Raw genomic sequence first — 14,231 nt, 5'->3', positions numbered from 1 at the left:
ATTTCATGAAGAAAGGCGCATTGATCGGCTGCGGTTTTTTCGCCCAAAATCACATGCATGCATGGGCCGATGTCGACGGAGCAGCCATCATCGCGCTGTGTGATCGCGACGACAAACGCCTGCAGGAAACGGCCGAACGCTTTGGCATTGAAAGGACTTATTCCGACGCGGTCGAGCTCATGAAGTCGGAAGAGCTCGACTTTGTCGACATCGCGACGACAGTTCAGACCCACCGGCCGCTGGTGGAACTCGCGGCGAGGTCGAAAGTGCACATCATCTGCCAGAAGCCTTTTGCGGACACACTGGAAGACGCCACAGCAATGGTCGATGCTACTGCTGCGGCCGGCGTGACCCTGATGGTGCACGAGAACTTTCGCTGGCAGTCAGCAATCCGTGCGGCGAAAGCCGAAATCGAAAAGGGAAGTATCGGAACGCCGTTCTGGGGGCGGGTCAGTTTCCGCTCGGCCTATGATGTCTATTCCAGCCAGCCGTATCTTGCGACGGATGACCGTTTCATCATCCAGGACCTCGGGATTCATATCCTGGATATCGCACGATTTCTGTTCGGTGATGCGCGTACCATCTCGGCAAGCACCAAGCGGGTCAATCCGGCAATAAAGGCGGAAGACGTTGCCACCATGATGCTGGTTCACGACAGCGGCGTCACCAGTGTTGTCGACTGCAGCTACGCATCACGGCTGTCCCGGGAAAGCTTTCCGGAAAGCCTTCTTGAAGTGGATGGCAGTGAAGGGACGCTGAGGCTGATGCCTGATTACAGGCTGGTGCTGCACAATGCGTCCGGCACCAGGGAACTGGACGTTTCGCCCCCATTGCTTTCCTGGGCGGAGCGCCCCTGGCACAACATTCAGGAAAGTGTCTACAACATTCAACGGCACTTCATCGATTGCCTAAATGCTGCCAGCACGCCAGAGACATCTGGAACGGACAACCTGAAGACGCTGGAACTGGTCGAGGCTGCGTATCTTTCCGCCGCCGGGAACAGCCGAACAATCATACTGGGCAGCGCCTGAGATGAGCACCATGAGCCGCATGCGCCTGTATGGAACGGAAAGTGCGCCGGAGCCTTTCCGGATATTGCGCGCAGGACCGTTGGAAGTACGGCTGGAAAACGGAAACCTGCGCTACGTCCGTTTCGAGGGCCACGAAGTACTGCGCGCTATTTCCTACGTGGTGCGTGACAAGGACTGGGGCACGCTGGCCGGAGCCATCTCCGATCTCGTTATCCTGGAAGAGCCTGGGAAGTTCGAGATTTCCTATGTTTCCCGCTACAAAAACCAGGGGGCGGGTCTCAGCGTCACGGCACGCATCACCGGCACGGAAACCGGTTCCTTGAGATTTGCCTCCTCCGCTGTTGCCGACAGCGCCTTCGAAACCAACCGCTGTGGTTTCACGGTGCTGCATCCGATCAATGGAGTAGCCGGTGAACCTGTCGAAGTGGAGCATTGTGATGGTTCGGTCGTCCAAACCAGGTTTCCAGACCTCATAGATCCCTGGCAACCGTTCAAGTCGATCCGGTCGCTGACCCACGCACCTGCGCCGCACTTGAAGGCCCGATGCCAGATGGACGGCGACACGTTCGAAATGGAGGACCAGCGCAACTGGTCAGACGCTTCCTACAAGACCTATGTGAGACCCCTGGCGCTTCCGTGGCCATATGTCATTGAAGCGGGCAAGGAGGTCGAACAGTCGATTACCCTTCAGATAGAAAATCTTGCAAACGAGACTGCCCCATCGACCATAACACCGCTAAGCACCTCCACCGGGAGTGTCGAACTTAAGGCGGGAAAGAAAATAAAAAGCCGGTTTCCGCGCATCGGTTTGTTGATCAGCCCGGAAGACCTAAAGTCTGCCATCAGTCACATTGACCTCCTGAGGAAAGTGAACCCTCCAGCAATCCTGTGTCACCTTGATCCCACTGCTTTGCATGGGCAGGAGGCGCTCGAGGGTTTCAGGGAGCTGCAAGTTCTTTTCCCGGCGTCTTATGAACTTGAATATGTGGTTTCCTGCAAGGGAGACCTCTTGGCCGAGTTTCAAAACCTTGCGGACATGATTGATCGAAGCGGGCTCGAGTTGGCTTCCATTGCGGTCTGTCCTTCCGTTGACCGACAATCGACACCACCTGGAAGCGAATGGCCGCAATGCCCTCCCCTGGCGGACATCTATGCGGCCGCAAGGCACTGTTTCCCCGGCATGAGGCTCGGGGGCGGCATGTTCAGCTATTTCACCGAGTTGAACCGCAAGCGACCTCCGGTGTCGTTGCTTGACTTCGTGACCCACGCGACCAATCCGATTGTCCATGCTGCTGATGACGAGAGTGTTCTCGAAACACTTGAGACCCTGCCGCACATCACGCGCACTGCCCGTGCGATCATCGGCAAGGACAAGGAATACAGACTGGGACCGACAACCATCGGCATGCGCCAGAATCCTTACGGTTCGCAGACATTCGCCAATCCCGGAAACGAGCGCATCTGCATGACCCACGACGATCCGCGTCAGCGCGGCCTTTTCGCAGCTGCCTGGACCATGGGGTATGCGTCCGCAATTGCCAACGCTGATATCCGCCAATGGATCCCGGCCAGTTTCACAGGCCCGAGAGGAATCGTGGACACAGAAAGCGGATCTCTTCTGCCTGTCGGTGAAGTTGTCTCGCTCCTTGCTGGGCTAAGCGAAGGGGCTGTCATCGATTGCAACGATGAAACACCAGCCAGCGTAGCTGCCCTTTGTGTGGAGAAGGACGATGAGGTCTTGCGGTTTGCTGCAAATCTGACAAATCGGGAACTGGAAATTGGCTTTGGGGAACGCAGGACGTTTGGCCCATTTGAAGTTATCCGGCTATAAGTCTTTCCAAGGGTGTTGAAACGGCTGGCGAATTTGACGCCGTGCTTGTCGCGACGTTCAGACACCCCAACAATGAAGAGATCAGATTGGCGGGTCATGGAAAACTGGAACGGCTTGGGGACCGGTGACGACAAGATTGTCCGGCGAAAACTCTCCGATCAGGTTTTCGATCGATTGCGTGAAATGATTGTACGGGGTGAGCTTGGACCCGGTGACCCCATGCCGTCTGAGCGTGAACTGATGCAACGTTTCGGCGTCGGCCGGCCTGCGGTGCGCGAGGCCATGCAGACGATGCACACCCAGGGACTCATTTCGATCTCGCAGGGTGAGCGCTCCAGGGTCAGTGAGCTTTCGGCCGATCTTGCGTTTCGGCAGATGGATATGGTGGCGCGCATGCTGCTGTCTGCTTCTTCGGACAATCTGGAGCACCTGAAGCAGGCGCGTAGACTGTTTGAAGTCGGCATGGTCAGGATCGCGACGGAAATGGCAACGCCCGAAGACATTTCCGAGCTCAAACACCTCATAAGCCATCAAGAGGACATGCTCGACAGTCCGTCCGACTTCATCAAGGCCGACATCGCGTTTCACAGCAAGATCGCCTCGATCTCGGGCAATCCGATTTTTGCAGCAGTGAGTGACGCCATGCTCAACTGGCTGTTCAATTATCATACGGACCTGTTGATCTGGTCGGGACGGGAGAACGTCACGCTTGCCGAGCATTCGAAAATCGTCGAGTGCATCGAAGGCGGCGTTGCTGAAGAGGCCGAAAGCGCAATGCGCTCGCACCTGAACAGATCCCAGGACCTTTACCGGCATCACATTTGACACCGCACTAACGGTTTCGTTGCGCGCGCGGTTGGTGCCATCGGTGCCTGCCAGCCGGCAAAGCGTCCCCATATCAGTCTTTCGGCGGCTCTCGTCAGGATCCGGAAACCGGACGCAATCATCAGCGGGGAATGCCCGCAGTTGGCCAACAAGTTCAATTTGCGCTGTCGTTGCGGATGACATCGATCATCGCGTCACGGATCTGACGATTTTCTGCCGACTCAATCCCCGCCGATCAGTCCCGTTCCAGCGAAGAGCATGATCCAGACCTTCATCCGCATGATCAGCGCCTTTTCCAGCGCCCAGGCCTGGATGATGCCACCCATGAAGGTGCCCTGAAGCGAGCCGGAAATATGGGTGGTATAGGCCTGTACCAGACATCTGGCACCATCAACCAGCAGAGCGTTCTGTTCGGGATATTCGAGCCGAACATGTACGACCAGGTCACCGGGGCCGCGACGGTCTGACGGCTGCATCAGCACGCCGGTCGGACCGAGTTGGCCGGTCGCGATAACGTCCTGGATGCGGACGATGCGCGCTGCCAGCACCGTGTTCGCCATGCCGCTGTTGATGTTGTTCTCGCAGGCGACCTCCGCAGGCATGCCGACATGCAGAACCGCGCTGTTTGTCTGGCTGAAACCAGCGACGATTTCGATAGGATCGGACTCGTCGCGATCCGGCACGATGACCATCGCCGGGTTAACCGAGAACTGCGCGGCGCGAGCACCGACATTCAGGGTTAGCTGCTCGATCTTGCCGGAAACCGACGAATACACCTTGGTCTTGGCAAGATTGACTTTGGCCTGGTCAAGGGCGGCTTCTGCGGACTTCAGTTCTGCAGGCAGGACCTGATCGAGCTGCACTTGCAGCGCTTCCATCTTGGAGTTTGCGGCGTTCACATTGGCGGCCGCCTGCTCCTGCGCGGCCTTTGCATTTTCATACCTGTTCAGCGTGTAGGCGGGCGAGTTCTTGTCCTTGAGGTCCTGCTGCTCCGACAGGGTCAGATTGGCCGTGTCGAGAACCGCTTTCGTCCGGGCGAGGTCGGCCGCGGCTGCCTTGATCTGTGCCTTGACGACATCGATCTGGCTGTTGACCTCGCCAACCGCGGTCTGGGCGGTCGCGACCGCCGCCTTTTCGCTGCTGTCATCGACCGTGAAAAGCAGATCGCCGACCTTGACGGTTTGACCGGCCTTGACCGGCACCTCGGTGACCGTGCCGCCGCGTTCGGTGACGATCGGCACGACACGGTAGGGGATCAGCGCATTTGGGGTGTCCGGATGATAATACTCGACCGTGAAGATCAGTGCGACGAACAATACAATCCAGACGAACAGTGCGCGGTGGACGTTGTAGAGCGTCACGGGGCGTCCCCGCCAGCGCAGATAGGCCATGCGCAGCAACAGCGGAAAGCAGGTGATGAGGAGCTCGATCATGCGTTGGCTCCTTTTCCTTCGACCGGTGCCTGCAGATCCGCTACTGGCTGCTCTGCTATCGGTTGTTCTTTGGCAGGGGTCGTTCCATTGGCAGGCGACGCGTTCTCGACGGCTGCTGTTTCCTCTTCCTGCAACGTCTCGTCCGCGACCGGTTCCGGCTTCATCCAGAGAACGACGTCATAGGCGAAGGCGGCAAAAATCAGGGTCAACGGCAACAGAAGGCTCACGTCCCGCAAGGGCGGCACCAGGTCATAGGCAAGGCCGATCACCAGCATGGTCGGGATCGTGGTGCGGATCGGCGTCCTCGACCCCTTGTGCTCCGCGTAGCGGTCGAAAACCGCATAGAGGTAGATCACCAGGAAAAGGAGCAGCAGCAATGTGATCAACCCGGCCGTGGCAAAGCCGTCGCTGGCGCCGGGCGCGACCCAGGAATCCGGCGGTGGATCCAGCGTCTGCGCCGTCGTTGCCGTTGTGCTCATGAATGTTCCCCCGCCCAATGTGCTGTGACGCAACGTCACCAGGCACATAATGTCTGCTGGAATTACCAATTGAAACAGGAAATTGCGTTTCTGGCCGAGGACACGTCAGGTCGGTCTGATCCGCAGTCGGAATGACACGCACCTTCCGAGGCCGAAGCGACGTGTTTCAGGCAATGTCTTTCCGGAATGACGAGATGGTTGGAGTAGACGTCCCAAGCGAGCAGTCTCAGATAGCTGTTCGTCCTGGTCGCTGCCGTCCGAAAAGGTTCCGGCGGGCCTAGAGGCAAATTTGCAATTTGCCGGGCCTTTGCAGGCCCGGCGATCTTACCTTTTCCGGCGCTGCCGGCATGCATTGCGCACTCAATTCCCAGGTGCTTATTCGTAGCGATCGTGTCGGCGCACCCAGTCCATTCCCCTCGCCTCATTACGCCCCTTGGGCGTCAGGTCGAGCATGGCATAAGTGCCCATCATCACTTCGACGCCGCGTCCGTAGGTCGAATATGTGCGAAAAACTTCGCCGGCCTCGTTCTTGATGAAGGCGCTGACGCCAGGCCATTCCTCGCCCGTCATGTTCCAGCCACCGAAATTGTAGTCGATGTGCCCGGTGGCAACTTCCTCGGGGGTGAAACTGACCCGGAAGTCGTAGTTGAAGTCGCTACCGAAGGACGAGACCCATCCGAACGTCCAGCCCATGCGCTTGCGGTAGCGCTCAATGTCGGCCAGGGGCGCGCGGGAGACCGCAATCATGGTCACGTCATGGTTGGCAAGATGCAGGTTCATGCCGTCTGCGTGGTCGGCCATGAAAGAACAGCTCGGGCAGCCTTCCTTCCATCCCGGCGCAAACATGAAATGCTGCACCACGAGTTGAGACCGTCCCTCGAAAAGCCCGGCAAGCGAGCGCGGGCCGTCAAGTGTATCGAAGACGTAGTCCTTCTCGATGCGTTCCCACGGCAAGGCAAGGCGCTTGCTGGCGACACTGTCGCGCAGGTGCGTGAGTTCCTTTTCCTTTTGCAGCAAGTCCCGCCGGGCGGCGAGCCAGTCTTCATGTGAAACAACAGCGTTTTGCATGATCATTCTCCTTCAGTTTGGGTGGTGGGGATATCGAAGCGCCGCGAGCGGGCGGACATCAGCTTGAGCCAGGGCGGCAGGTGGAACACGCCCATCAGGACGTACATCAGGGTCATGTCATTCACAGGCAGGAAGCCTGGAACGGATGAACAGATCTCCCACCCCTGCACTCCGGTTACGGAAATCCATGCCATTGAGCCAAAGGTTGGCGCGGCGGCCAGCCGAAGGCACTCTGCTGAGTCGCGGCAGTGCCCAGAGGGTGCTTGTGTCTTCCCTGTACCTGCAAACATCGTCATTATCGGTCCTCCGTATGATCCGGCGTTTGCGACCATCGCCCGGTGAGCAAAGACATAGATGCGGAGACGGGGCGGGTGAGAGTTACAAGTTTGGCGGGATTTCCATGGACATGCTGATCGCCGCGGCGGCGCGCTCCCTTTCGTTCGGAGATCCCCTGGCGGTATTGAAACGGGTGGCACTGCGCAACGACGCGCCCGCATTGGCGTTGCGCGGCATTGCCATGGCCCAGCTCGGCGACCTTGCGCGCGCCAGAGAGCTGCTGAAGGATGCGGCCCGCGCCTTCGGGCCGGATGAGCCGATGGCGCGTGCACGCTGCATGGTTGCCGAAGCAGAGATCGCTTTGGTCTGCCGCGACCTCGGCCGTTCGTTTCAAACGCTCGGTGCAACACGCGCGACGCTCGAAGCCGGTGGTGACCAGGTGAATGCCGCACATGCCGGCTATCTCGAAGCCCGCCAGCTTCTGCTCATCGGCCGGCTCGAAGATGCCCAGAGGACACTCGACAGCATCGACATCGACGTCTTGCCGCCTGCGTCTCGAGCCGGCTACGGTCTTGTGGTCGCCGGCATAGCCATGCGGCAAATCCGGACGGGGCCTGCACGAGCCGCACTCGAGCAGGCAGCGCGTGCTGCCCGGGATGCCGGTATTCCCTCCCTCAAGGCCGAGGTTGAAAAGGCCAGGCATGCGCTGGAGGCACCGGCCGCCCGTCTTGTCTCTCGCGACAGGCAAGACTTGCTGCAGCTTGACGGGGTCGAGGCTCTGGTCGCTTCCGATACGTTTATTGTAGATACCTGCCGAAATGCTGTGCGGCTTGGGGAAAAGTTGATCTCACTCGACCGCCGTCCAGTCCTGCTTGCTCTGGCCCGGGCGTTGGCAGAGGTCTGGCCGGAAGATGTTTCGCGCGAAAACCTTCTCATGCACGCCTTCGGGGCAAAGCATGTGGACGATTCGCACCGGGCGAGGCTGCGTGTCGAGATTGCCCGCCTTCGCAAGGTCATCAAACCCGTCGCCGGGGTAAGGTCAACGAGCCTGGGTTTTGCGCTGAAGCCGTACGGCGCTCGCCAGGTCGCCGTGCTGGCGCCGCCGATGGAAAGCGACCACCCTGAGGTGCTGGCGCTGCTCGCGGACGGCGAGGCCTGGTCGAGTTCTGCGCTGGCCTTGGCACTCGGCACAAGTCCACGCACGGTTCAAAGGAAGCTTGAAGACCTTGCTCTTGCCGGGAAAGTTCGTTCCTTCGGACGAGGCCGGGCCTGCCGCTGGATCCTATCGAGCGTTCCCGGATTCCCGACAAGTTTGTTACTCCCCCTTGCAATCGCCACCGGTTAGAATTGCCACATGAAACACAGAACAGCAGAGATCATCCGGGAGTTCGGCCCCTTCCCCGGCATCGAAGACATTGCCGGGGTCAGCTTTGATCGCGAGCGGGTCTGGTTCGCGTCCGGAGACAGGCTAAATGCTCTTGATCCGGAAAGTGGAGAGATTACGGGATCGATCGCGACTGCCGCCGATGCCGGTACCGCCTTCGATGGAACTCATCTGTTCCAGATTGCCGATGATGCAATCAACAAGATCGACCCCAATACCGGAGAAGTGCTGGCCACGATACCGGCCCCCGGTGACGGCGGGCATTCGGGACTGGCTTGGGCCGAGGGGTTCCTTTGGGTTGGACAGCATCGGGGCCGCAAGATCCACCAGGTGGATCCAGAAAGCGGCAAGGTTCATCGTACAATTGAATCGGATCGCTTCGTCACTGGCGTCACATGGGTGGATGGCGAGCTTTGGCACGGCACCTGGCAGGACGGCGAAAGCGATATCCGGCACATCAATGCCGCGACTGGAGATGTGCTGGAGCGTTTGCAAATGCCATGGGGTTCCGGCGTCTCGGGACTTGAATCCGATGGCGGTGATCGCTTTTTCTGCGGCAGCGGAGGTGCCGGAAAACTGTTGGTCGTCCGACGGCCGGGGTCAGATTCTGAATGATCTGTTCCCCAAAAGACCCTCGCTATTAAGGTCATGGCGCCGCGACTATCGCCGGGCTTGTCGCAAGCGCTTAGCCGCAAAAATTGCGGCTACTCACCGAAGGCAGTCATCCCTGACTTTGAAGAAGCAATTCCTGACACTCCTGGTCCGAGCGCAGCTGTGCCTTCTGGCGGATCTGGGTGTTGGTATCCGGTAGGGCCAGGGATCGATTGATGATCAGGATATGCTCTTGCAGGAGTGCGTGAGCGGCGTCGAATTCGCCTTGATCGATCAGGTCGCGCATGCGGGTGTGCTCGGCGTAGGAGCGGTGCCAGTAGTCGCCTTCGCCTGACTGAAGGCGTGCTCTCAGCGCAGCAAGAGCAGTTGCAGTCAGATCATAGGCCTTTTCAAGATACCTGTTTCCGGCAATCTGAAGAATGACCCGATGAAACGCGCTGTCGGCCGTGCTGTAACGAAGCCGGTCGCCAATTTGTATCGCGTGGTCCATCTGGGAAATGGCGGCGGACAACTGTTGCACTAGCCCACTTCGGTTCCGCTCCAGCGCCATCTGGAGAGCTTCCTTTTCAAGCATGGCCCGGAATTGGCTCATTTCCTCGACGTCTTTTCGCGAAGGCGTAAACACGTAGGTTCCAGCCTGTGGGACAATGGTCACCAGACCCATGTCACGCAATTCCATGAAGGCGGCTCGAACCGGTGCCTTGCTCATCCCGAGCGCTCTTGCGATTTGCTCTTCCGAGAGCCGCTCACCGAATTCAAATTTACCGGACACGATCGCATCGCGAATGCGCTCGCTGGCTTCCTGGGTTAGCGACACTCTCTTCTCCTCGCATCCACCTGGCTCACTACACCACGGTCTAGCAGACCTGTAATCGCCAAAAACCTTGCTTTTTTCATAGTTTCAAAAATTTGTTTGACATTCGAATAAATTCTAGAATTCTAGAAGCGCCAATGCAAACACAAAATGCACTTTGAAGTTCAAGAGGTATTTCATGTCCCGCCTGCGTCTCCTGACCCCTGATGCCCAATACCCAGACGATGCCTTGATCGAACGGGCCACGGCGGGTGACGATGTGGACTGGGATATTTACCGCGAGCGCTCTCCCGAGCAGTTGCCTGAAGAGGTTCTGCGGTCGTGTGATGCGATGGTGGTCTGGCATGAAATGCCGGTTTCACCCCAGCTCATTTCAAAGCTGGACCGGTGCAAGATCATTGTGAGAGCCGGTGTCGGATTTGACCACATCGACCTTCATGCAGCCGCCAATGCAGGCATTCCGGTGTGCAATACACCGGACTACGGCACCAGCGAAGTTGCTGATCATGCCATTGCCCTGATGCTCACCATGCGGCGCGGTATCGCCAGCTACCACCGCAACCTCATGCAATCGCCCCAAGACGGGTTTGACCATGCCCGGGCGCCACTGCTGGCGCGCTTGCGCGGCAAGACGTTCGGCGTGATCGGCCTCGGACGGATCGGCATTGCCACGGCGCTTCGGGCCAAGGCCTTCGGCATGCGCGTTCTGGCATATGATCCGCTGGTGTCCCGGGGTACCGAGATCGCCGCAGGCGTGGACCGGTGCGACCATCTCGAAGAGCTGCTGTCCCAAAGCGATGTCGTCAGCCTGCATTGTCCGCTGACAGCGGAAACCCGCAACATGATCAACGCCGAGCGATTGTCGATGATGCAGCCGCACGCAATTCTGATCAACACGGCGCGCGGCGCGATCATCGACGTGAACGCGCTTCTGGACGCCTTGCGACGGCAAACGATCGCAGGTGCCGGGATCGACGTGCTTCCGGTCGAGCCGCCTTCCAAGTCCGATGAAATCGCCCTTGCCTATGCCAATGGCGCCGATCCGATCGTCGGTGAGCGCTTGTTCGTGACGCCCCATGCGGCCTGGTCCAGCCCGGAAAGCGTCGCCGACGCGCGGCGCCTTTCGGTGGAAACGGCCATGCAGTTCCTGCGCGAGGGCCGCCTTCGCAACCTCGTCAATTCACCGGTCACGCCAGCACTTAGCGGGGCGGCCTGACGCAAAGCTCCTGCGGGACCAGCAACCCGCAACATGATCCGAGGACATGGGATCACCAAACATGTCCAATTCAGGGAGGAAAGTATGAAAGTGACGTTTTTCAAGACGTTCATCGCAGCGTGCATGCTCAGCAGCACCTCGGTCGTCGCACAGGATTTCGAATTGACATTCCAGTCGGTCGATCCGGCCGGAAACCCGAACTTCGCCATCCAGCAGGCCTGGACAGAACGTGTAAAACTCATGTCAGGCGGCCGGTTGTCGATCGAGCTTCTGCCGGTTGGCTCGGTTGTCGAATACAATGAAACCCAGGACGCAGTCGGCAATGGCATTCTGGACGGCCACATTACCGACGTCAGCTATTTCTCCGGCAAGGATCCTGCGTTCGGGCTGATCGCTAACCCCATCGGTGCCTGGGCGGCACCCGACGAAATGTTCCGCTTCATCAACTACGGCGGTGGCTATGAGCTGATGAACGCACTTGAGGAGCCCTATGGTCTTCATTTCATCGGCGCCACCACCACGGGGCTTGAAGGTTTCGTCTCCAAACGTCCTCTGGACGGGGTCGATGACCTGAAAGGCCTGAAGGTACGGGCCCCGGAAGGCCTCATTCAGGAAGTCTTCGCGGCCGCCGGCGCGGTTCCGGTCAACCTGCCCTATTCCGAGGTTTACACAGCGCTCGACAAGGGCGTTATCGACGCTGCGGATTCCACCGTCTTTTCAACCAACCACCAGCAGGGCCTGCACAAGGTTGCCGAACATCCTGTCTATCCGGGGTTCCATTCCATGCCTCTGGTGGAAGTTTCCATGAACCTCGACAAATGGAACGCCCTTCCCTCTGATCTTCAGGAAATCCTGACAGTCTCCGTTCGTGACTTTGCGCAGGATGCGGTTGCCATCTTGTCGATGAACGACCTGAAGACCTATGCGGAAGCGACCGCAGACCCGAACATCACCGTTCACAACTGGTCGGCAGAAGAACGGGCGAAGTTCCGCAGGATCGCGATGGACCAGTGGGCCAAGGTGGCAGCGCGCTCCGACAATGCCCAGAACGTCTATGAGACCCTGACCTCCTATCTCGACAGTCAGGGCATGTTGAAGTGACACATGTTTTCGGGCGCTGCCTCAGCGCCCGAATTCCTCCTTCGAACTTTTGATAAGCCACAACCGGCAAGCAGCCTTTTGAAGGCGTTGGCTCGGACATATGCGTCCGGGAACCGGGCAACCGCATCTGGCCCCGACACGCTGCCACCTGCCGACCGGTTTCAGGGGACGAACGGTAACGTCCCTCGTCGTTGTGGTCGATCCCCCATTCTCAGACTGGAGTGGCTGTCCATGCCTCTGCCGCCAGAACGTGCCTCAGTGCCGGATCAGGCCGAACCTCTTGTGCCGGCTCAGGAATATTTGCCTGAATCTGGCCGATTGGGTTGGGCCATCACCCGCCTTGCCCGATTGTTCGCGGTTGGAATCATCATCGCCATGGCGGTGCTGGTCGTCGAAATCTTCCTTCGATATGTCTTCAACTCGCCCACTATCTGGGCGCATGAAACAACCACCTTCCTCAGTGCCGTCACCTTCATCTTCGGTGGTCTTTTCTGTGTCGCTCGCAATTCGCACATCCGGGTCGTGCTGATTTACGACGTGGTCAGCCGGCGTGCACGCAGGGTTCTGGATGTGCTGATTTCCATGGCCAGTCTGCTGGCGTGCCTGTTCTTTGCCTGGGCATCCTGGCTCATGGTCAAGAAGGCGATGTTCCGTCCGGATGGGTCCTTCTTCCTGGAAACCAGCGGCAGCGCCTGGAACTCACCCGCGCCGGCCCTCCTGAAGATCTTCCTGCTCGTGGTGATGGTCACCATGAGCATCCAGTTCCTGATCCTGACGGTGAATTACCTGCGCCGACCACTCCGGACAGGGGGAGACAGCGATGCTTGACCTTCTCGATTTCGGTCTGAACCTCAAGGCACTCGGCATCGGTTGGGGCACATTGGTGATGTTCGCCCTACTGGTCGGTCTTCTTCTGACCGGCATGCCTCTTGCCATGGTGACCTTGCTGGTTGCCCTTCTTTTTGCAGTTGGCTGGTTCGGACCGATGGCCGTTCCGTTGATCACCAGCCGCGTCTACAGTTTTGTCTCGTCCTTCGTCTTCATTTCAGTGCCCATGTTCGTGCTGATGGCAGCGATCCTCGACCGGTCGGGCATTGCCAGGGATCTGTTCGATGCGATGAAACTCGTCGGCGGACGGCTGCGTGGGGGCGTGGCGGTCCAGACCATATTCGTGGCTGTTATCCTGGCTGCAATGAGCGGCATTATCGGCGGGGAAATCGTGCTCCTGGGTCTCGTTGCCCTGCCGCAGATGCTGAGGCTTGGCTATGACCGCCGCCTGGCCATCGGTGTTGTCTGCGCCGGTGGTGCGCTCGGCACAATGGTGCCTCCGTCCATCGTTCTCATCATCTACGGACTGACAGCAAACGTCTCTGTCGGAGACCTGTTCACAGCGGCGTTCGTCCCGGGCTTCATGCTGGCGGGGCTTTATATCGCCTATATCCTGTTCCGTTCGTACACCGATCCCAAGGTCGCGCCTCCCCCGCCCGAAAAACGGATTTCGCTTTCAGAACATCTGCCCCTGCTGCGTGGCCTGGTCTTGCCGATGGCGGTGGTGTTCGTGGTCCTGGGTTCGATCTATGGCGGCATCGCCTCGGTGACGGAAGCCTCGGCCATCGGGGTCGCCGGCGTGATCGTGTCAACCATCCTGCGGCGGGAGTTTTCCTTCTCCATGTTGCTGGATGCGTCGATGCACACATTGGCAACCGTCGGCATGATCATGTGGATCGGCATCGGTGCCAGCGCCCTGGTGGGCGTCTACAACCTGATGGGCGGCATCCGTTTCATCTCCCAGCTCATCACCGGCATATCCGACAATCCGACAGTCATCATCCTGTTCATGATGCTCATTCTCTTCATACTCGGAATGTTTCTGGATTGGGTCGGGATCGCACTTCTGACGATGCCGATCTTCGTGCCGATCATCAAGGAACTCGGCTATGACCCCGTCTGGTTCGGCGTCTTGTTTGCCATGAACATGCAGGTGTCTTTCCTGACGCCACCTTTCGGACCAGCCGCATTCTATCTGAAGAGCGTGACACCACCCGAGATTTCCCTTGGAGAGATCTTCCGGTCCCTGGTTCCGTTCATCGCTCTTCAGGTCATTGCGGTAGGGCTTTTGGTGATGTTCCCGGCCCTCGCACTGCACTGACGCACTTCCCTC

14 protein-coding genes are annotated in these 14,231 nt (G+C 58.7%); 9 read left to right on the top strand and 5 right to left on the bottom strand.

What is annotated here, in order from left to right; all coding sequences use genetic code 11:
* The first annotated feature begins 5 nt into the window (after positions 1–5).
* The 3 genes from HCG46_RS25030 (at position 6) to HCG46_RS25020 (ending at position 3,687) form a co-directional block, all read left to right on the top strand.
* A complete protein-coding gene (locus tag HCG46_RS25030; RefSeq protein WP_168687774.1) occupies positions 6–1,031 on the top strand; it encodes a Gfo/Idh/MocA family oxidoreductase in 1,026 nt (341 codons plus the stop codon).
* A gap of 1 nt (position 1,032) precedes the next feature.
* Positions 1,033–2,862: a hypothetical protein gene (locus tag HCG46_RS25025; protein ID WP_168687773.1), complete on the top strand. Its 1,830-nt coding sequence runs from the start codon at positions 1,033–1,035 to the stop codon at positions 2,860–2,862.
* A 72-nt stretch (positions 2,863–2,934) separates the two neighbouring features.
* On the top strand, positions 2,935–3,687 hold the full coding sequence (locus HCG46_RS25020) for a transcriptional regulator NanR (RefSeq protein WP_286185517.1): 753 nt from the start codon (positions 2,935–2,937) through the stop codon (positions 3,685–3,687).
* A gap of 221 nt (positions 3,688–3,908) precedes the next feature.
* Here the strand turns inward: HCG46_RS25020 and HCG46_RS25015 are convergent, their stop codons facing one another.
* From HCG46_RS25015 to HCG46_RS25000, 4 genes are all read right to left on the bottom strand, one after another.
* Complete coding sequence (locus tag HCG46_RS25015; protein WP_022999521.1) at positions 3,909–5,120, bottom strand: biotin/lipoyl-binding protein; 1,212 nt, start codon at positions 5,118–5,120, stop codon at positions 3,909–3,911.
* Complete coding sequence (locus tag HCG46_RS25010) at positions 5,117–5,599, bottom strand: hypothetical protein (protein WP_168687772.1); 483 nt, start codon at positions 5,597–5,599, stop codon at positions 5,117–5,119. The genes HCG46_RS25015 and HCG46_RS25010 overlap by 4 nt, the downstream gene beginning before the upstream one ends.
* A 375-nt stretch (positions 5,600–5,974) precedes the next feature.
* Positions 5,975–6,667, bottom strand: a complete 693-nt coding sequence (locus HCG46_RS25005; protein WP_168687771.1) for a thioredoxin family protein — start codon at positions 6,665–6,667, stop codon at positions 5,975–5,977.
* Positions 6,668–6,669: 2 nt separating this feature from the next.
* Positions 6,670–6,963, bottom strand: a complete 294-nt coding sequence (locus tag HCG46_RS25000) for a hypothetical protein (protein ID WP_168687770.1) — start codon at positions 6,961–6,963, stop codon at positions 6,670–6,672.
* Positions 6,964–7,067: 104 nt separating this feature from the next.
* On the opposite strand from HCG46_RS25000, the gene HCG46_RS24995 reads away from it, so the two are divergent.
* Together HCG46_RS24995 and HCG46_RS24990 are read left to right on the top strand one after the other, a co-directional pair.
* Positions 7,068–8,288, top strand: coding sequence for a helix-turn-helix domain-containing protein (locus tag HCG46_RS24995; RefSeq protein ID WP_168687769.1), 1,221 nt, complete (start codon positions 7,068–7,070; stop codon positions 8,286–8,288).
* Between the two features lie 9 nt (positions 8,289–8,297).
* Entirely contained in the window at positions 8,298–8,942 is a 645-nt protein-coding gene (locus tag HCG46_RS24990; RefSeq protein WP_168687768.1) for a PQQ-binding-like beta-propeller repeat protein, read from the top strand.
* 106 nt (positions 8,943–9,048) lie between these two features.
* On the opposite strand, the gene HCG46_RS24985 is transcribed toward HCG46_RS24990, so the two are convergent.
* Positions 9,049–9,756 (bottom strand): GntR family transcriptional regulator, encoded by a 708-nt coding sequence (locus HCG46_RS24985; protein WP_022999515.1) that lies wholly within the window; start codon positions 9,754–9,756, stop codon positions 9,049–9,051.
* A gap of 175 nt (positions 9,757–9,931) precedes the next feature.
* Here HCG46_RS24985 and HCG46_RS24980 point away from each other — a divergent pair, with 175 nt between their 5' ends.
* The 4 genes from HCG46_RS24980 to HCG46_RS24965 all read left to right on the top strand — a co-directional run bounded on the left by HCG46_RS24980 (position 9,932) and on the right by HCG46_RS24965 (position 14,219).
* A complete protein-coding gene (locus HCG46_RS24980; RefSeq protein WP_168687767.1) occupies positions 9,932–10,969 on the top strand; it encodes a C-terminal binding protein in 1,038 nt (345 codons plus the stop codon).
* An 84-nt stretch (positions 10,970–11,053) separates the two neighbouring features.
* Positions 11,054–12,070, top strand: a complete 1,017-nt coding sequence (locus HCG46_RS24975) for a TRAP transporter substrate-binding protein (RefSeq protein WP_022999513.1) — start codon at positions 11,054–11,056, stop codon at positions 12,068–12,070.
* Between the two features lie 231 nt (positions 12,071–12,301).
* Entirely contained in the window at positions 12,302–12,898 is a 597-nt protein-coding gene (locus tag HCG46_RS24970; protein WP_168687766.1) for a TRAP transporter small permease subunit, read from the top strand.
* Positions 12,891–14,219, top strand: coding sequence for a TRAP transporter large permease subunit (locus tag HCG46_RS24965; RefSeq protein WP_055660624.1), 1,329 nt, complete (start codon positions 12,891–12,893; stop codon positions 14,217–14,219). Before HCG46_RS24970 ends, HCG46_RS24965 begins: the two co-directional genes overlap by 8 nt.
* The last annotated feature ends 12 nt before the right edge of the window (positions 14,220–14,231 follow it).

Source organism: Labrenzia sp. PO1, from assembly GCF_012273635.1.
Lineage (GTDB): Bacteria > Pseudomonadota > Alphaproteobacteria > Rhizobiales > Stappiaceae > Roseibium > Roseibium algicola.
This window is presented reverse-complemented; position numbering and strand designations above follow the sequence as displayed.